General features: G+C 56.7%; 16 protein-coding genes and 11 tRNA genes. 7 read left to right on the forward strand and 20 right to left on the reverse strand.

What is annotated here, in order from left to right; all coding sequences use genetic code 11:
* The first annotated feature begins 8 nt into the window (after positions 1–8).
* From F1381_RS02765 to F1381_RS02775, 3 genes are read left to right on the forward strand one after another with little or no spacing between them, the layout of a single operon-like run.
* Positions 9–1880, forward strand: a complete 1872-nt coding sequence (locus F1381_RS02765; protein WP_151733281.1) for a cache domain-containing sensor histidine kinase — start codon at positions 9–11, stop codon at positions 1878–1880.
* 22 nt (positions 1881–1902) lie between these two features.
* Complete coding sequence (locus F1381_RS02770; protein ID WP_187355159.1) at positions 1903–3444, forward strand: response regulator; 1542 nt, start codon at positions 1903–1905, stop codon at positions 3442–3444.
* Positions 3445–3453: 9 nt separating this feature from the next.
* Complete coding sequence (locus F1381_RS02775; protein ID WP_151733283.1) at positions 3454–4182, forward strand: fused MFS/spermidine synthase; 729 nt, start codon at positions 3454–3456, stop codon at positions 4180–4182.
* Here F1381_RS02775 and F1381_RS02780 read toward each other — a convergent pair.
* Together F1381_RS02780 and F1381_RS28095 are read right to left on the reverse strand one after the other, a co-directional pair.
* Complete coding sequence (locus F1381_RS02780) at positions 4179–4553, reverse strand: nuclear transport factor 2 family protein (protein ID WP_151733284.1); 375 nt, start codon at positions 4551–4553, stop codon at positions 4179–4181. The genes F1381_RS02775 and F1381_RS02780 overlap by 4 nt on opposite strands.
* Before the next feature lie 20 nt (positions 4554–4573).
* Positions 4574–4717 (reverse strand): hypothetical protein, encoded by a 144-nt coding sequence (locus F1381_RS28095; protein ID WP_187355160.1) that lies wholly within the window; start codon positions 4715–4717, stop codon positions 4574–4576.
* 104 nt (positions 4718–4821) lie between these two features.
* On the opposite strand from F1381_RS28095, the gene F1381_RS02785 reads away from it, so the two are divergent.
* Together F1381_RS02785 and F1381_RS02790 are read left to right on the forward strand one after the other, a co-directional pair.
* A complete protein-coding gene (locus tag F1381_RS02785; RefSeq protein ID WP_151733285.1) occupies positions 4822–5574 on the forward strand; it encodes a 3'-5' exonuclease in 753 nt (250 codons plus the stop codon).
* Positions 5575–5869: 295 nt separating this feature from the next.
* On the forward strand, positions 5870–6634 hold the full coding sequence (locus F1381_RS02790; RefSeq protein ID WP_151733286.1) for a MerR family transcriptional regulator: 765 nt from the start codon (positions 5870–5872) through the stop codon (positions 6632–6634).
* 77 nt (positions 6635–6711) lie between these two features.
* Here F1381_RS02790 and F1381_RS02795 read toward each other — a convergent pair whose 3' ends face one another.
* The 6 genes from F1381_RS02795 to rbsK all read right to left on the reverse strand — a co-directional run bounded on the left by F1381_RS02795 (position 6712) and on the right by rbsK (position 11987).
* Complete coding sequence (locus F1381_RS02795; protein WP_151733287.1) at positions 6712–7281, reverse strand: PepSY domain-containing protein; 570 nt, start codon at positions 7279–7281, stop codon at positions 6712–6714.
* A gap of 104 nt (positions 7282–7385) precedes the next feature.
* Positions 7386–7970, reverse strand: coding sequence for a PepSY domain-containing protein (locus F1381_RS02800; RefSeq protein ID WP_151733288.1), 585 nt, complete (start codon positions 7968–7970; stop codon positions 7386–7388).
* A 2-nt stretch (positions 7971–7972) separates the two neighbouring features.
* The gene (locus F1381_RS02805; protein WP_151733289.1) at positions 7973–9337 is read right to left on the reverse strand and encodes a sensor histidine kinase; all 1365 of its coding nucleotides are present in this window, start codon (positions 9335–9337) and stop codon (positions 7973–7975) included.
* A complete protein-coding gene (locus F1381_RS02810) occupies positions 9334–10026 on the reverse strand; it encodes a response regulator transcription factor (RefSeq protein WP_151733290.1) in 693 nt (230 codons plus the stop codon). The genes F1381_RS02805 and F1381_RS02810 overlap by 4 nt, the downstream gene beginning before the upstream one ends.
* Positions 10027–10269: 243 nt before the next feature.
* Positions 10270–11034, reverse strand: a complete 765-nt coding sequence (aroD, locus tag F1381_RS02815) for a type I 3-dehydroquinate dehydratase (RefSeq protein WP_151733291.1) — start codon at positions 11032–11034, stop codon at positions 10270–10272.
* Positions 11035–11069: 35 nt separating this feature from the next.
* On the reverse strand, positions 11070–11987 hold the full coding sequence (gene rbsK / locus F1381_RS02820) for a ribokinase (protein WP_246187892.1): 918 nt from the start codon (positions 11985–11987) through the stop codon (positions 11070–11072).
* A gap of 373 nt (positions 11988–12360) precedes the next feature.
* Between rbsK and glgP the strand changes: the two genes are divergently transcribed.
* Together glgP and katA are read left to right on the forward strand one after the other, a co-directional pair.
* Positions 12361–13977, forward strand: coding sequence for an alpha-glucan family phosphorylase (gene glgP / locus F1381_RS02825; RefSeq protein ID WP_151733293.1), 1617 nt, complete (start codon positions 12361–12363; stop codon positions 13975–13977).
* A 236-nt stretch (positions 13978–14213) separates the two neighbouring features.
* Entirely contained in the window at positions 14214–15668 is a 1455-nt protein-coding gene (gene katA, locus F1381_RS02830) for a catalase KatA (RefSeq protein ID WP_151733294.1), read from the forward strand.
* An 81-nt stretch (positions 15669–15749) separates the two neighbouring features.
* Here katA and F1381_RS02835 read toward each other — a convergent pair whose 3' ends face one another.
* From F1381_RS02835 to F1381_RS02890, 12 genes are all read right to left on the reverse strand, one after another.
* Complete coding sequence (locus F1381_RS02835) at positions 15750–16709, reverse strand: helix-turn-helix transcriptional regulator (RefSeq protein WP_151733295.1); 960 nt, start codon at positions 16707–16709, stop codon at positions 15750–15752.
* A 165-nt stretch (positions 16710–16874) separates the two neighbouring features.
* Positions 16875–16945, reverse strand: a tRNA-Gly gene (locus F1381_RS02840).
* Between the two features lie 9 nt (positions 16946–16954).
* Positions 16955–17028: transfer RNA gene (locus tag F1381_RS02845), tRNA-Pro, on the reverse strand.
* Positions 17029–17048: 20 nt separating this feature from the next.
* Positions 17049–17125 (reverse strand) — tRNA-Arg (locus F1381_RS02850).
* Between the two features lie 10 nt (positions 17126–17135).
* A tRNA-Gly gene (locus F1381_RS02855) sits at positions 17136–17210 on the reverse strand.
* Between the two features lie 80 nt (positions 17211–17290).
* A tRNA-Lys gene (locus F1381_RS02860) sits at positions 17291–17366 on the reverse strand.
* A 25-nt stretch (positions 17367–17391) separates the two neighbouring features.
* Positions 17392–17466 (reverse strand) — tRNA-Gln (locus tag F1381_RS02865).
* Between the two features lie 65 nt (positions 17467–17531).
* Positions 17532–17608: transfer RNA gene (locus F1381_RS02870), tRNA-Asp, on the reverse strand.
* 35 nt (positions 17609–17643) lie between these two features.
* Positions 17644–17717, reverse strand: a tRNA-Met gene (locus F1381_RS02875).
* Between the two features lie 92 nt (positions 17718–17809).
* Positions 17810–17885, reverse strand: a tRNA-Val gene (locus F1381_RS02880).
* 5 nt (positions 17886–17890) lie between these two features.
* Positions 17891–17962: transfer RNA gene (locus tag F1381_RS02885), tRNA-Glu, on the reverse strand.
* Positions 17963–18110: 148 nt separating this feature from the next.
* Positions 18111–18200, reverse strand: a tRNA-Ser gene (locus F1381_RS02890).

An 18200-nucleotide genomic window follows, 5' to 3' on the forward strand; every position in this document is an offset into this window, starting at 1 on the left:
GGGGCTCTATGCTTTCAATGATCCGGCGGGTTTCACTCAAGCTGTGGCTCTTTCTGGCCAATCTTCCGATGGAGCGGAAGCTGATCGTCGTGTTCGTATTTCTGATATCGCTTCCGATCACGTACGTCAGCTATATGTCCTCCCGCTCCACCTTCCAGTCGGTCCTGGCCGACTCCGCGGACAGCGCGGGACAAATGGCAGACAGCGCCTCGGATACCGTCGACAGATATATCGCCGACCTCAAGAGGTATACGGCTCTCCCACTGTACAATACAGATGTGCAGTTCTACCTGGAGCAGCAGAACACCGACTGGGAGAAAAATACCGGAATGGCGATGTTCCTCAGCTATCTGAACCACACTAAAGAGGAGATTGTCGCCGTTTATCTGGCGGATAAATACGGAAGGGTCTATTACGACAAGGAGCCAGGCATCAACAGGCTGTACCCGGAAGACCGGATGATGCGGTGGCGTGACCTGACGACCGGAGCGGGTGTGGCGCCTGTGCTTGAGGGACGGCATACGATCCGGGTCAATGCAGGTGAGCAGCGCGAGGTCTTCAGCGTGCTGCGCACCGTAAGCTCGGTCAGTACGCTTGCTCCGATCGGCATCCTTGTCTTTGATATCGACATCGGCCTCTTCAAGGGCATCGTCGACCCGGTGGACGCCGTGACCCAAGGCCGTACACTGATCATGGACAGTTCTGGCAAGCTGATCTATGCCAGCGGCGAGGCGGCAGAGCAAGGCGGTCCTTCTGTTCTCGAAGAGAACGCCGGACTGTTGTCCGCTAAAGTGTCCGCTGTCAGGGGACACTTTGAGATCGGGATGGGCGGCCAGGACTACCTCGCGGTGTATACCGTTTCACCCGACACCGGCTGGACCACGCTGGTATCCATTCCGCTGGAACGCATTCTGTCCCCGGTGGAGAAGACGCGCAACCGGCTGATCACTACCACGCTGGCGATTATTGCCTTTGCGCTGGTGGTGGCCACCTTCATCTCCCACGCCCTGACGAAGCCGCTGAAGTCGCTCGTCCGGCTGATGAAGCAGGTGCAGCACGGCAATCTGGATGTGTGGCTGCACCCCAAATACAACGATGAGATCGGCATGATCGGCAGCCATTTCAACCGGATGATTATCCGCGTCAAAGATCTCCTGCGCGAGGTCGCACTCACGGAGAAGCGCAAGCAGAAGGCGGACATGCGGGCGCTGCAGAATCAGATCAACCCCCATTTTATCTACAACACGCTGGAGTCGATCCGCATGCTCGCAGAGGGCGGCGACGATCCGCGCGTGGCCCAGCTTACCTATCTGCTCGGCGTGCAGATGCGCTATGGCATCGTGCGCGGCGAAGAAACCGTGACGATCCGGCATGAGCTGGAGCATGTGCGCAATTACCTCGATCTGCTGCACATCCGCTTCCCGGATAAATTCCGGCTGGTGACCGAAGTGCCGGAGCAATTCCTGCCGCTGCCCATCATCAAGCTGATTCTGCAGCCTATTGTCGAGAATGCCGTATTTCATGGCCTGGAGCAGCGCGAAGGCCAGGGCACGATTACCATCAGCGCCCGCGGGGAAGGCGGGTACGCCGTATTCCGCATCACGGATGACGGTGTCGGTATGGATGAAGCGACTCTGCGGTCGCTGAATGACAGCCTGCGCAGCGGAGATGGCGGCGAGCGGCCGGGCACCGGGCTGCGCAGCGGAGATGGGGGCGAGCGGTTCGGCATCGGGCTGCGCAACGTCAATGAGCGGCTCCGCCTGCACTACGGTCCGGCCTGCGGTCTGCAGGTACAAAGTGAATACCGCCAAGGCACATGCGTTACCCTGCGAATCGATTATGCCTCCGGCTCCCGTGCCGGGGCTGAAGACGGACTATAGCTACGAAAGGGGATGCCGGAAATTGCTGCGAATTGTAATTGTGGACGATGAGGTGCTGATCCGTGAGGGGCTGGCCCGGATGATCGCCAAGGAGAGCGGCGCCTTCCGCGTCATCGGCACGTATCAGGACGGCAAGCAGCTCCTGGAGGAGCTGCCCTTCCTGCAGGCCGATGTCGTGATTACCGATATCCGGATGCCGCAGATCGACGGCCTGGAGCTGATCCGCGAATTGAAGGCCTCCTACCCGCATATCCGCTCTCTCCTGATGAGCGGCTTCGTCGAGTTCGAATATGCCCGGGAGGCCATCCGCAGCTCGGCCGTCGATTACCTGCTCAAGCCTATCAACAAGGAGCAATTGTTTGAAGTGCTGTATAATCTGGAGCGGGAGCAGGAAGAGCGGCTGCAGAAGGCGGGCTGCCAGCGCACCGGCCTGCTGCTGTCGCTGCTGCAGCTTGAAGAGCCCTCGGCGGTGCTGCTGAACGGCCTGAGCTTGCCGCAACCCTTTTATACCGTCTATGCTATTAAAGGATATCCGGCAGAGGAAATCTGTTCCCGGGTGGACGGCTTTCTGCAATCAGAACGGCCGGGAGCGGAATGGCCGGCGGATGATCTCGGTATCCAGAAAGGGCAGCACATCCTGATCCGCTATTCCGCCCACTTGCTGTCCGCCGAAGAGATCCAGGCCTTCGCCGGACGTCTGGCCGCAGCCTGCGCCGGCTTGAGCCTGCATCTGGGTGCAAGCCGGTGCTGCTCTGAGCCCGCCAGGCTGCGGGCGGCTTATCTGGAAGCCCGCCAGGCTTGCGACTCCGGCATTCATCAAGCCGGCCCGCAGGTTGTGGCGGTTCCGAGCAGCTGCCCGCCTGCGAATATCCCAGGCGGGAACCCGGCTGCTCATGCTGCAGACGGCAGTACCGATCCCGTCGCCCCTTTCCGGGAGATGCTGATTCATGATCTGCAGATTCTGAATGTATCCGGGGTGCTGGAAACGGTGCAGCGCATCTTTGCGGAGCTGCAGACCCGGCTCGCAGGTCCCGAAGCCGTGCTGCGGGCCTGCCGGCGGATCGAGGAACTGGCCGTCCAGGAGCTGGCGGAGTTCCCTTCCTTTTACCGGCAGGAGCCGGGCCGGACGCTGGAAGACGAGCTGGACAGCTGCATGAGCTTTGCCGGGATGAAGGAGCTGTTCATGCAGCCGCTCGCCGATGCGCTGGAGCGTCTCCGCACCCACCGGCTGAGGCTTTCCGGCACAGCTGTAGAGGCCGTAAAACGCTGGATCGCCGACAATTACAGGCAGCATTATGACCTCAATATGCTTGCGGGACTGGTCTTCCTGACGCCCAGCTACTTAAGCAAGCTGTTCAAGCAGGAGACCGGACTGACCTTGACCGATTATATTACCGAAATCCGTATCCGCGAGGCCAAGCATCTGCTGAAGCAGGCCCCGGATCTGAAGGTGCATGAGATCGGCGCCGAAGTCGGCTACCCGGACCCTGCTTATTTCAATAAGCTGTTCAAGAAGATCGTCGGTGTTACGCCGAGTGAATATAAACGGATCACACTGGTATAAGGAGTAGATATGGTGCGGATAGAAGGTACTGACGGAGAGATTGAGGTATACGAGACAACGGAGCTGTACGGGGAGAAAGGCCGCTTCCGCGTGCTGCAATTCTCCGGCGACGCCATTCAGGGCGCGCTCGATCTGAACCGCCCGCAGCGGGTGGTCTTCGAGTATCCGCGGGCCATCATTCATCTGATGGAGCATAATGCTCCCCTCTTTCATGCCGCTTATATTATTGGCCACGGCATTGGAACCCTTCCCGGTTATTTCGCAGACCGGGAGATCCGGGTGGCTGAAGCCAGCGCCGAGGTGCTCGCCCTGAGCCGCAGCCGGTTCGGCTACTCCCGGGACAATGTCACGGTCGGCGACGGCCGGACTCTTCTGGAAGGCGAGCCGGACCGGCGTTACGATTATATCGTACTGGATGCCTTCACTGCAGCCGGAACCCCGGTGCATCTGGTCTCGCAGGAGTTCTTCGCCCTCTTCTGTGCCAAGCTCCATCCCCGCGGAGCCATCCTGCTCAATCTGATGGGCCGGGGCGGGCGGGATCAGCTGATCGGCGCAGTTCATACGACACTGGGGGGAGCCTTCCCCTATGTAGAAGCGTTCGCCCTTCCGGCGGACGGCCCCGGCGATGTGCGCAACGTGATCATGATGGGCAGCATGCGCCCCATCGCCTATCTGGCCCGCCAACTGGCCGGGTTTGTACCCTTTACGCCTGCACCGGGCTATGTGCTCCGGGATTAGCTCCCGGCTGGGCTGGTATTCTCCGGCGTCCCCTGATGAAAGAACATCCGCCAGCGCCCGCCGCTGAGCTTCCAGACGGAACTGCGCAGCGCCTGCCGCCCGGTATCTTCGTTATAGGTCCGGTAAGTCGCCAGCGCTGCGGTTTCGCCCAGCGGATGCAGCGCAAAGTCGCTTAATGTCATGCGGACGGCACCCGCCCCCTCCTCACCGAGCAAATCCTCCCGGAGCCATACCCGCCCGGAGCTTCCATATTCAAAAAATTGCCCGTCCAGCAGCTCCTCCAGCCGGTTAACGGACGCCCGTACTTCCGCAGACAGCAGCTGCTCTTCCAATCCGCGGATATGCGCTGTGAGCCAGGCTATGTCCTCCATTCAAACCATCCTCCCTAATTTCATTCTGCCGGCAGCCCGAAATGCCGTTCTACCAGTGCCAGGTTCTGTTCGAGCGACAGGCTGCCGTCCACTTCAAGAATAGGCAAGCTTCTGTCCAGAGCCTCTTGCTTCACACTTTGCGCAAACTGCGCATCTCTGCTCATCCCCGTGCCGGTTACCCTTTCCGCTGCTTTTTTGTTAGAATAAAGAAGTCGGCGCGGCACCATATGTGCGAGAACGCCAGTCACTCATAACGGAGGCATCACCTGTGGAATATATCATTCTGGACATCGAGTTCAACGGCCGCAAATTCGCCAGCGAGCATCCGATGGAAGTCATCGAGATTGGAGCTGTCCGTCTGGACGCTTCCTTGCAATATAAGGACGAGTTCACCTCACTGATTAGACCCATCTATTTCTCTACCCTGAATTCGTTTATTAAGAAGAAAACCGGCATCCCCCAGGAAGAAATCGATGTCGCCAGCCGCTTCCCCAAGGTCATCCGCGAGTTCCAGAAATGGCTCAGCCAAAGCGAAGAGGAAGTGCTGTTCCTGACCTGGGGCGGCGAGGACTTCAAGCGGATTATCCAGGATCTGCGCATGCACAAAATGGACGAGTCCTACTGGATGCAAACCCCTTATTTCGACCTGCTGAAGGGATTGCTGCGCGCCCGCGGGCTGAAAAATGATGTCAGTGTCGAAGGAGCGCTTGCCCTGCTGGAGATCGAGCCGGCCGGTTCGGCGCACCGTGCGCTGGACGATGCGAAGATGACCGCGGAAATCTTCCGTGCTATCTTTGCTGAGCTTGATCTCGAGCGTGCGCAGCTTTATAAAGACACCTTCTCCAACGCCCGCGAGCGCAAGACTGTCAAAATCGCCATCAAAGCGATGCGCACCCAAAAGGTCGAGCCCACCTGGGAACTGGTCGCCGAGCACTACTTCCCTGGCGAGAACGCCCTGGCCGATCCGCGAAAGGTCGCGGAGCTGCAGGCATACTTCGCTGCCGAGCTGGCCAAGAAATAACATTCGCCGATCAAGGCGAAACGGCAATTTACTCTATGGGTATACTATAGGGGAAATTGCCGTTTTTTGCTGTGAATAAACCTTTGACATTGCCGTTACGTCAAGGTGTAGAGTGGGTTTGTAGGCGAGACGGCATTATGCGGGGCTGCATTTCGGGGTCCCCGCAAAGTACCCGAATTATGCTTCAGCGCTTGGGCTTCACTTTGCGGGGCTGCATACCGGGGTCCCCGCAAAGTACCCGGAATATGCTTCAGAGCTTGGCTTCACTTTGTGGGGCTATAGGGGGGAAACGCAGATGGAATACACGGTGCAGAAATTGGGGGCTTTGGCGGGCGTCAGCACGCGGACTCTGCGGTATTATGACGAGGTAGGACTTCTCAAGCCGGCGAGAATCAATTCCTCCGGATACCGGATCTACGGGCAGGCTGAGGTGAACCGGCTGCAGCAAATTCTATTTTACCGGGAACTGGGTCTGGGGCTGGAGGCGATCAAAGCGATTGTGACTTCACCGTCCTTCGACGAAGCCCGGGCGCTGCGGGACCACCATCACCAGCTGCTTCAGCGCCGGGAGCAACTGGAGCTGCTGATCGCAAATGTCGAGAACACGCTCGCTGAACTGGAAGGGAGACTAACCATGAGCAATGAAGAGAAATTCGCAGGCTTTAAGCAGAAGCTGATCGATGATAACGAACGCAAATATGGAGACGAAGCACGGGCCAAGTATGGAGAAGAGGCGGTGGAGACATCCAACGCCAAGCTGCAAAATATGACCGAAGAGCAATATGCCGCCATCCAGCAGATAGAGGCAGAGATGTTCGCCGCGCTGGAGCAGGCGATGGAGGAAGGCGATTCCGCCAGCGAGCTGGCACAGAAGGCCGCCGGGCTGCACCGCCAGTGGCTGACGTTCTACTGGGATACGTATACCAAGGAGGCCCATGCCGGAGTCGCGCAAATGTACGTGGACGATGAACGCTTCACCGCTTATTACGACAAGCGCCGCCCCGGGCTGGCAGAGTTTCTGCGGGACGCTGTGCACGTATACACGGGTACGAAGCAGTAGCCTGCCGTACCGCACTAGCCAAACCAAAAGCGGGACACCCGGTTTACCCGGTTGCCCCGCTCTCTTTTTATATCCTATCAATCCTCATCGTCGTCATGATCGACATCGGTGTACAGAATCTTCGCGCTGGAAGCGTCGACGCCGATTTCGGTTTCCGTCTTGCCGTTTCTGATCTTCACTTCATATAGGAGAATTCCGTCATCCTCATCCAGATCGACTTCGGTAACGGTCCCCTTTGCCGAGGCTGCAGCGGCAGCCGCCGCTTGACCTGCGCTGATCAACGTCCCATTCTGCGATCCGGCTCGGTAGAAGTCATCGTCATCCTTGTCGGTTTCCTTGCGTACCTTTACGGTTTTGCCCGTGTAGGCATCCAGCCGCACCTCGATCTCCTGGTGATCCTTCCGGATCTCAACGTCATAATACGTTCCGCTGAGCTTCTTCTCCAGATCCACGCTAACGACGATACCCTTGGCTTCCTTCAGCGCATTGGCCTCCGCCTTGGCTATACCGATCAGTGCCTTGTCCTGCACCGCTGCTCCGGTGGAGCCCGCTTTGGCTGCCTGAGCCTCACTGAGCCCGTATCCGCCCCCAAGTACAATCACTGCCGCCGCCAAACTTCCCCAAAGCTTCTTCTGCATCTTGATCATGTTGCTGCCTCCTTAGTTCATTCTGCGTGCTTCCCATGTCATTAATATACACCGCTTAAATGAGAGAACGGGGTCGGCAACATTAGAATTTAATGAGAAAAAACTCAGGAGTGATCATCCTCATGATCCTCCCAGGTTACGGACATGATGCTGCCGGAAATCGCATCCACCTGGACCACCGCTTCCCGGTCATCGGCTGTCTTGATCTCCACCAGGTAAAAGACGCCGGTGCCGTCGATTTCCGTATCCACATCATCGGCTTCACCCGGCACTGCCTGCAGCGCCAATTCTACGGCTTCCTCCTCCGACACAAGCCGCCCGGCGGTGGGTGAAGCGGTTGTGTCCGTACCCGGTGCCGATGGCTGCGGCGTAGGCTCTGCTGCCGGTACCGCTGTCGCAGTGGACTCCAGCAGCACAATGGAAACAATCTCGCCGCTGGAACGGTCCAGCTTCAGCTCATAGCGTCCCTGAGCAGTCGTAAGCTCCGCCACATACTGGCCGGAATGCAGTGTCAGCGTCTCCACGCTGCCCGGATACGCCTGCAGCACCGCCGCTTCCGCCTGCTCTGGAGTCAGCCCCGGCGCAGCTTTCCCGGCGAATAACCGGTACCCGGCATAGGCCGCAATAAGAAGGACAGCCAGCATCAGGAGGGAAGCATACTTATTCTTGAAGCGCCGTGATTTCTTCATGCTTATTCCCCTCCTCTGTCTTCGGCGGGGATCCGGATCATCGCCGACGTTCCGGCGCCTTCCACGCTTTCGATCGCCAGCTTGGCGCCAATCGCTGCGGCAATCTCTGCCGCGAGGGAGAGCCCCAGTCCGGCCCCGCCGCTCCGCCTTCCTCTGGCTTCATCCACTCTGTAGAAGCGGTCGAATATCTTGGGCAGCTCTGCGGCCGGAATGCCGATGCCGCGGTCGGTGACTACAATAAGACTCTCCCTGCCCGAGGCTTCTAGCGTTACGGTAATTGCCTCATCGCTGTATTTGCGGGCATTGTCCAGGAAGATGAACAGCAGCTGCCGCAGCTTCGCTTCATCGCTGTAGCCTTGGACCCGCCCTTTTGCCCGGACCGTGACCTCGCGGCCGTAGGCATCCCGGAACACCTTGGCCGAAGCGCGGGCCAGCTGCTCAAGGTCGATTTCCTGCATCGACAGATTCCAATGTTCATGCTGCTTAGCCAGCAGCAGCAATTGCTCGGTCAGCTCCTTCATCCGCACCGCTTCGGAATGGATCGCTTCAACCGATTCAGCGAATAATTCGGGATGGGTGAGCCCGCGTCGCTTGAGCAGGCTGGCATAGCTTTCAATGACCGTAAGCGGCGTGCGCAGCTCATGGGAGGCATCGGACACGAACTTCTCCTGCTTCTGATAATTGCTCTCCAGGAGCGCAATCATGTCATTGAACGTGCGTCCCATCTCGGCCAGCTCATCGTTTGACGAATCCTGCAGCTCAAGCCTTCTGAATTTACCGCTGCTGCGGATCTCCCGCATTGTGGCGGTCATTTGCGCGATCGGGCGCACCATCAGCCCCGATAACACCCGGCTGGAGAGCAGGAGCGGAATCAGTGCCAGAGCGGCAGTCCCCGCCAGCACCACCCGCAGTACCCGGAGCGTACCCATGATACTCTCCAGGCTCTTGGTCATCTGGACGTTCATGACGCTTCCGTCCACCCAGATGACCGGAACGGACACGAATGCGTAAGATCGGCCCTCGACTTTGATAATCTTACTCTGTTTGTCAGCATGGTATACCGGTTCCAGCCGGCTGATCTCCTGCCCGGAAGCCGAGGTCACCGGCGCCGGCCCGCTTCCGCCTTCGCCCAGCAGGCGGAGCATGCCCTCCACCGGCACATAGGCCCGCAGCAGCTCCGGCGCGGCGACTTCACCGCCGGCGCGGCGCAGGTCCGCGGCGATCTTGACCGTCTCGGCCTCTGCCTGCTCCAGCTGGCTGCCGGTCAGCTGGCGGCTGAACATGAAGTAAACGAACAGATGGATCAGGACCAGCAGCACGGCGAACAGCACGCTGGAGTAGAGATAGATTTTGGTCCGCAGCCTCATGGCGTGTCCTTCAGGACATAACCGACGCCCCGGACGGTATGGATCAGCTCAGGCTGGCCCGCAGGCGCAATTTTTTTGCGGACATAACGGATATATACATCTACCACATTGGTATCGCCGTAATAATCGTAGCCCCAGACCGCCGTCATGATCTGCTCCCGGTTCAGCACCTGGCGTTTGTTCTTCAGCAGAAAGACCAGCAGATCGAACTCCCTGGGCGTCAGCTCCACTGCCGTACCGGCACGGAGCACCTCCCGCGTGGCTTCATTCAGCTCCAGATCCTCCGCCTTCAGCCAGCTGCCGGTCTCCTTGGCGCTCCGGTGGGAAGCCAGCCGCAGCGCCGCACGGATACGGGCCAGCAGCTCCTCAATCTGAAACGGCTTCGTAATATAGTCATTGGCGCCCAGGTCAAGGCCGGATACTTTGTCCTCCACCGAGCCCTTGGCGGTCAGCATCAGCACAGGCGTATGGGCATCATTCGCCCGGATACGCCGCAGCAGTTCAATGCCGCTGAATACGGGAAGCATCACATCCAGCAGAAGAAGATCGGGCTGTTCACTCTGGTACCGCTCCAGACCCTCATGGCCGCTGCCTGCGGTAATTACGCGGTATCCTTCGCATTCCAGTTCGATCTGCAGCAGGCGGGCGATTCTCTCTTCGTCCTCTACGACCAGAATGGATTCCGTCATTGGCGTTGCTCCTTTCCTCGCACGAAGTGCGGTTGCCGCAATAAGCTGCCTCCATTGTAGGCTATAACATGGCGCCGGTTCAAATCAAATAGCCCCACAAAGTGGAGCCCTGCCTTGAAGCTGATTCAAACGGTTTGCAGGCCCCCGGAAACTTATCAATAAAAAGGGTGCTCCGGCAGCCTTTCGGCCCGGAACACCCGCTCTATTGATGTTGAAGCTGCCCGGTTACCCTTGCAGCTTCTCTTATTGGCTGCGGTGCAGCAGCTCCAGCGTCCGCCGTAGCTCGGAGACGGCCACCTGGCCCGGCGCGGAGGGCCTGCCGGCGGCGCCGAAGGTCACGGCCGAGCCGAAGATCTCGCCGGCCAGCCGGCTGATTACTCCGGCGCCGGCCATGGAAATCGTGATGATCGGGCGGTCCGCATACCGCTCCCGCATCTCGTTCGTCGCGGCCAGCAGGGTCAGCACATCCTCTGGCCGCTTGGGCATCACGGCGATCTTCGGCAGATCGCCGCCAAGCTCCTGCGCCCTGCGCAGCCGGGCGACAATTTCCTCCTGTGCCGGCGTTCCGGCAAAATCGTGGTTGGAGAGAATCACGAGCAGCCCGCGGGCATGGGCGGCGTCAACGGCCGTTCTGACCAGCGCTTCCTCGTTGAACAGCTCCACATCGACGATGTCGGCCAGCCCACTCTCAATGACCGCCAGATTCAGCGCCAGGTAGTCTTCCGCGGCAATCGGCTGCTCCCCGCCCTCCCGCGCGCTGCGGAAGGTAAAGATCAGCGGCATATCCGGCAGAATGCCGCGGATAAGGCTAAGCGCCTCCTTAACCGCCGCCGGATTTCCGGATTCGGCATAGAAGTCCGCCCGCCATTCCGCCAGATCCGGGGCGATATTCGCCAGCTCAAGAGCCTCCCGTTCCAGCTCGTCCAAGGTTGCCCCGAGCAGCGAAACGCATATTTTTGGCATCCCCTCACCCAGGGTTACTTGTTTGACCTTAACTATACCGCTCACTTCTCCCACTCCTTGTGCAAGTTCAGTTACCTGCGCTACTGTGCCGCTTCCGTCTCTTCCAGGAAACGCTCGACCTCAGCGAGACGCGGCAGCGAGGGGATGGCCCCCCGCTTGCCGACGGCAAGCGCCCCTACGGCGTTTCCGAAGCGTACGGCTTCTTCCAGACTGGAGCCAGCCGCTAATTTACTGGCCATTGCCCCATTGAACGAATCCCCGGCAGCTACCGTATCCACAGCCTGCACGGGGAAGCCTGGCACATGCCGGCTTCCTGCGGCATCCACGATCAGCGCTCCTTTGGAGCCCAGTGTAATAATGACGTGCTGTACGCCTTTGGCGAGCAATGCCTGTCCCGCCGCTTCAGCGGAGTCCATGCTGTCCACCGCGATGCCGCTGAGGATGCCTGCCTCCGTCTCATTCGGCGTCAGGTAAGTCACAGCGGCCAGCATCCCGCTGCTCAGCTCCTGTGCCGGAGCAGGGTTAAGGATCACCGGTACACCATGCCGGTGCGCGATGGCTGCAGCGGCCTCGCACATGCCCAGATCGGTCTCCAGCTGCAGCACAATCATTTCGGCCTCGCGGATGACCTCTTCCAGCCGCTCCATATCTTTAGCCTGTAATTCCGTATTGGCTCCCGGAACTACAATAATCCGGTTCTCACCGTCACCGTCTACGATGATCGAAGCCACGCCCGTTGCCCGCGCAGCGCTCTTGGCAATATGGCGCGTATCAATGCCTTCCTGGCACATAATCTCCAGCAGCTCCGCTCCGAAGCTGTCCCGGCCCACACTGCCGATCATCGCCACCTTGGCGCCGAGCCGCGCCGCGGCTACCGCCTGGTTAGCGCCTTTTCCGCCCGGGGACAGTGCAAATTCTTGACCGATGAGTGTCTCTCCGGCTTCGGGAATCCGGCCTGTCCGCACCACCATATCCATATTCAAGCTGCCGATTACCACTATGCTCAAACCTCACACCACCGTCTTCATTTGGATTCTCTTTCGCCCAGTTGCTTGGCTCACCTCTTTATCTTATGGCCTGGCAACCTTTTTATCAAACCTTTCCGCTTCCTTATCTCCGCGTTTGTGTTCATGCACCTGTTAGCGGAATTTTCGGGCGCTGCTCTGTGCTCAGAACCCGTATCCGCACTCCAGAAAAAATAATTTGCTATTGCAAAATCTTCGTTGTACTTTTTAGTCAAAAGTGTGCTAGAATAAGTGTGCAATCGTTTTCAGGGACGTTTTCGCCATTTTGAGCAAACGTTTGCACCTTAGAATGAGCCTACAAGTTCGACTGCTTTATCTAATTTATTTTATTTAGGAGGCTTATCACGTGAACCAGAACAAATTACCGTCAGTAGCTTATTTCAGCATGGAGTACGGACTTCATTCCGACTTCAAAATGTATGCCGGCGGCCTGGGCATCCTGGCCGGTGACTACATTAAAGGCGCGAAGGACATCAATGCCCCGATCATTCCGATCGGCCTGAAATGGAAGCAGGGCTACACCGACCAGAAGATTGATGCGAACGGTAAACCCTATGATTCTTACCACAACTATGTATATGATTTCCTTGAAGATACCGGCGTGAAAGTTACCGTTAAGGTCCGCAAGACCGATGTCGTGTGTAAGGTATGGAAGACCGACAAATTCGGCAATAACCCGCTTTACCTGCTGGATACGGATATCCCTGAGAACAGCGACGCCTGGATTACCGGCCAACTGTACGGCTGGTTCGGCGAAGAGCGGATTGCCCAGGAAATCGTCCTCGGCATTGGCGGCGTCAAAGCGATGCGCGCCCTGCAGATTCCAATTGATGTCTACCACTTCAATGAGGGACATGCTGCATTGGCCGCCGTTGAGCTGATCCGCGAGAAAATGTCCGGCGGCAGCACCTTTGAAGAAGCCTGGAAGGCTACCCGTGAAGAGGTTGTATTCACGACCCACACCCCGATTAAAGAAGGTAATGAAACCCATCCGCTGGACCGTCTGGAATACATGGGCGCCTTCAATGGCCTGACCCGCGATCAAATGGAACGTATCGGCGGCGAGCCGTTCAATATGACGGTAGCCGGTCTGCGCCTCTCCCGCATCTCCAACGGCGTAGCGGCACTGCATGCCGATACCGCCAACAAAATGTGGAAAGAAGTGGCCGGCCGCTCGGAGATCATCGGAATCACCAACGCCATTCATACGCCTACTTGGGTGGATGAGCGGATTACGCGCGCCTATGAAGAAGGCGGCGATCTCTGGGCGACACATCAGGAAATCAAGAACGAACTGATCGGCTTTATCGAAGAACGCTCCGGAATTGCCCTGAATTCCGATAATCTGCTGATCGGCTTCTCCCGCCGGGCGGCTCCTTACAAGCGCAGCGACCTCATCTTCTCCCAGCCGGAGATCATTGAGCCCTACCTGGAGAGCGGCAAGATTCAGATTGTCTTCTCCGGCAAAGCCCACCCGCTGGACGATACAGGCAAGAAGATTGTCAGCAATCTCGTAGCGATGATGAAGAAATATCCGAAGGCTGTAGTATTCCTGGAGAACTACGACATGACAATCGGTGCCCAGTTGACCCGCGGTTCGGATATCTGGCTCAACAATCCGCGCAGACCGCTGGAAGCAAGCGGCACCTCCGGTATGAAGGCCGCCATGAACGGCGTACTGAACTGCTCCATCCTCGACGGCTGGTGGCCGGAAGCCTGCATCGACGGTGAGAACGGCTGGCAGATCGGCGATGGCTTTGAAACAACGGATTTTGCCGTCCTCGACAAGCATGACAGCGACGCACTGTATGATACCCTGCTGAACCGCGTACTGCCAACTTATTATGAGAACCGTGACAAATGGGTGCAGATGATGCATAAGAGCATCGAGACAACCCGTGAGGAGTTCGCGAGCAAACGTATGCTGGAAGAGTACTACAACAAAATGTATATCAAAAACTAACGGCCGCCTTCACCCAGGCACTGTGCATCCGCACTCCCGTCCAAGCAGGACGGGAGTATTTATTTTCTTCAGCTTTTTGATGCCGTAAACATTGGCCCCTCTTAGTCCCCCGTCCTATCCTCCATATTTTACAATCTAAAATAATTATAAAAAAGAATTGATTTTTAAATAATTTACGTTATTATAATACTTATACTAATTCTAAATTCAAATCCTATTACGAGGTGAATGTATTCATGAGTCAACACAACAAACTTACAACAAGCTGGGGCGCACCTGTAGGCGACAACCAAAACTCAATGACTGCCGGTTACCGTGGTCCTACTTTGCTGCAGGATGTTCATCTGCTGGAGAAGCTGGCGCATTTCAACCGGGAGCGTGTGCCTGAGCGCGTCGTGCACGCCAAGGGAGCAGGAGCTCATGGATATTTTGAAGTCACCCGTGATGTTTCCCAATATACCAAAGCAGCCTTCTTGTCCGAAGTGGGCAAACGCACGCCGATGTTCATCCGTTTCTCGACCGTAGCCGGAGAGCTCGGCTCTTCGGATACCGTACGCGACCCGCGGGGCTTCGCCGTGAAATTCTACACCGAGGAAGGCAACTATGATCTGGTCGGCAACAATACACCGGTCTTCTTCATCCGGGACGCCATCAAATTTCCTGATTTCATTCACACCCAGAAGCGTCATCCGCAGACTCATCTGAAGAATCCGAACGCCGTATGGGATTTCTGGTCCCTCTCTCCCGAGTCGCTGCACCAGGTTACCATCCTGATGTCCGACCGTGGTATTCCGGCGACTTACCGTCATATGCACGGCTTCGGCAGCCATACCTTCAAATGGGTGAATGCCGAAGGCCAGGCCGTTTGGGTCAAGTACCATTTCAAGACAGAGCAAGGCATCCAGAATCTCGATGTCGATCTCGCGCTGCAAATGGCCGGTGAGAACCCGGATTACCACACCGAGGATTTGTTCAACGCCATCGACAAGGGTGATTTCCCGGCTTGGAGACTGTACGTGCAGATCATGCCGGAAGCCGATGCGAACACTTACCGTTATGATCCGTTTGATGTGACCAAGGTATGGTCGCAGAAGGATTACCCGCTGATTGAGGTGGGCCGTATGGTGCTGGACCGCAATCCGGAGAATTATTTTGCCGAAGTCGAGCAGGCTACCTTCTCCCCGGGCTCCTTCGTTCCAGGCATTGAAGCTTCTCCCGATAAAATGCTGCAGGGCCGCCTGTTCGCCTATGCCGACGCCCACCGTTACCGTGTCGGCGCGAACCATAACCAGCTGCCGATCAACCGCCCGCAAGCGGAAGTGAACAACCATCAGCGCGACGGCGCCATGGCTTACGGCAACAACGGAGGCGCGTCGATGTATTACGAGCCTAACAGCTTCGGCGGGGCAACCGAATCTCCTGAACACCGCACCACACCGTTCGCTGTATCCGGTCTAGCCGAAAGCGTGCCTTACGACCATAATGACCACTACTCGCAAGCCGGAGATCTCTACCGCCTGATGTCCGAAGAAGAGCGGGCCCGTCTGGTCCGCAACATCGTAGCTTCCATGACTCCTGTCGAGAAGGACGAAATCAAGCTCCGTCAAATCGGCCACTTCTTCAAGGCTGATCCGGACTATGGCCGGCGGGTTGCCGAAGGCCTGGGATTGCCGGTGCCCCAGGAAGTATAAACATCTGTGCAGTCAAAAAGCTCCGAATGTATATTCGGAGCTTTTTTGCATTTAATTATGTATGTATTGGATGAATCCCGTTTACGCCAGCTCCCGGTAGATACCGGCCCATTTCTCCAATTGAGCCTTTAATTCTGCTCTGGCCGACGCCGGTTCCAGGATCTCTGCGTCAGGGCCGTACTGCATCAGCCATTTAGTAAACTCCTTGCTGTTATTGACCGTCACCTCGAACAACAGGCTGCCGTCCGGCTCATCGGTCATCCGCGGATGCACGAACAGCTCTTCCTCCTTAATATAGCGCGCCACCTCGGGCTGGAAGCGGACCTTGAATCTGGTGTTTTTGCGGCCGCGATCAATCGACCATGTATTTTTAAGATAAGCTTTGATATTGAAATTACCCTTAGTAAACGTCGTATCGAGCACTTCCACCTGCTGAAACCGGCTCATCCGGAACGTACGGATATCCTGCTGCAAATGACAATACGCGAGTAAATAAAAGCGCTGGTCCCGCGGGATCAGATAATAGGGATCAATCTCCCGCTGTGTAGTCGCATTGCGTGACTGCGAGTGATACACGGTCCGGAGGCTCCGCTGTTCCAGAATCGCTGCGATAATCGGCTGCAGAAAATTACGGCTTTCCTTACGGTACGCCGGTTTACCCATCTGTATAATATCAGCGATGTTCTCCAGAATTCCGTCCGGCCTGGACCTTTCGATCAGATGCTTTCCCATAACTTTATCATAGGCGGTATGAAACCCCTGAGGGATTTTATCCTGATTCAGAATGGAGGGCAGCAGGGAAAAAGCCAGGGCCTCCTGTTCCGAGAAATCCAGCGGATACATAAAGAATTTACCCAGAAACCGGTATCCTGTGCCTCTCCCCTGGTTCATCACCGGCGCAAAGCGGCTGATCATCTCCAGATCCCGGTAGATCGTCCTGACACTCACCTCACAGCGGAAAGCCAGCTCCGGGGCAGTAATTCCGGGTGTGGACTGCACCGCATGAATAATGTTAAGAATCCGAATTACTTTGTCTGTCATTCTGTTTGCTCCTTAATACTGATCATGATGTATATTCCGTTTACAGCTTCAATCATATCAGCATCAAAAGCCGGCTGGCTGTGTCCCTTCCTTGAACAGAACAGGCTGGAACTCTTCCAAATAACGCAGCAAAAAACCCTTGTCATAGTGACAAGGGCTCTGTGAAGCGGGTGATGGGAATCGAACCCACGCTATCAGCTTGGAAGGCTGAAGTTCTACCATTGAACTACACCCGCAAACAAGTATCGGGATGACACGATTTGAACATGCGACCCCCTGGTCCCAAACCAGGTGCTCTACCAAGCTGAGCTACATCCCGTAACTATCTGTATATATAAATGGCGCGCCCTGAGAGATTCGAACTCCCGACCTTTTGATTCGTAGTCAAACGCTCTATCCAGCTGAGCTAAGGGCGCAAAATCTATATGGAGCGGACGACGGGAATCGAACCCGCGACCCTCGCCTTGGCAAGGCGATGCTCTACCGCTGAGCCACGTCCGCTTAATCATGGTGCGCTTGCCTATAATTCAATGCGTCTGCCATTGACGCTACACGCGCACACTTCGTAACACTTAAGAAAATGGTGAGCCATGAAGGACTCGAACCTTCGACACCCTGATTAAAAGTCAGGTGCTCTACCGACTGAGCTAATGGCTCGCAAGGATTACCTGCAAGGTAAAAATGGCTGGGGATATAGGATTCGAACCTATGAGTGACGGAGTCAAAGTCCGTTGCCTTACCGCTTGGCTAATCCCCAATATCAGTTAGTGTTGGCAATTGTCCGGAATCTTATCCAGATTCTCATCCCTGAAGCTAAATAGATGGCGGAACCGACGGGATTCGAACCCGCGGTCTCCTGCGTGACAGGCAGGCATGTTAGGCCTCTACACCACGGTTCCGCGATTTAAAGCTTCTCTCCAGCAAGTGGAGATAATTGCGGGGGCAGGATTTGAACCTGCGGCCTTCGGGTTATGAGCCCGACGAGCTACCGGGCTGCTCCACCCCGCGTCAGTATGATATATTCTTTTATACCCCTGCTCACCGACACATAATCGGTTTTACCTATGAAGCTTATGCTTCACCTTTGGGGAATAAATTTATGGTGGAGGCTGAGGGGTTCGAACCCCCGACCCTCTGCTTGTAAGGCAGATGCTCTCCCAGCTGAGCTAAGCCTCCATATATGACCCGTATGGGATTCGAACCCATGTTACCTCCGTGAAAGGGAGGTGTCTTAACCCCTTGACCAACGGGCCATGCTTTAATGTTTCATCAAGAAAAGGCATTGCTGCGGAGAGAGAGGGATACTCTCACTTCGTTCGAGATTGCGATGTAATCCCTAACGAAGCTTATGCTCCAACGAACCACTGAGGGTTCTCATCCCTATTCAGGGAAGTAATGCTACGGAGAGAGAGGGATTCGAACCCTCGAGACGCTTGTGGCGCCTACACGATTTCCAATCGTGCTCCTTCGGCCAAACTCGGACACCTCTCC

Source organism: Paenibacillus tengchongensis (genome assembly GCF_008973665.1).
In the GTDB taxonomy this organism is placed as follows: Bacteria; Bacillota; Bacilli; order Paenibacillales; family Paenibacillaceae; genus Paenibacillus_AQ; species Paenibacillus_AQ tengchongensis.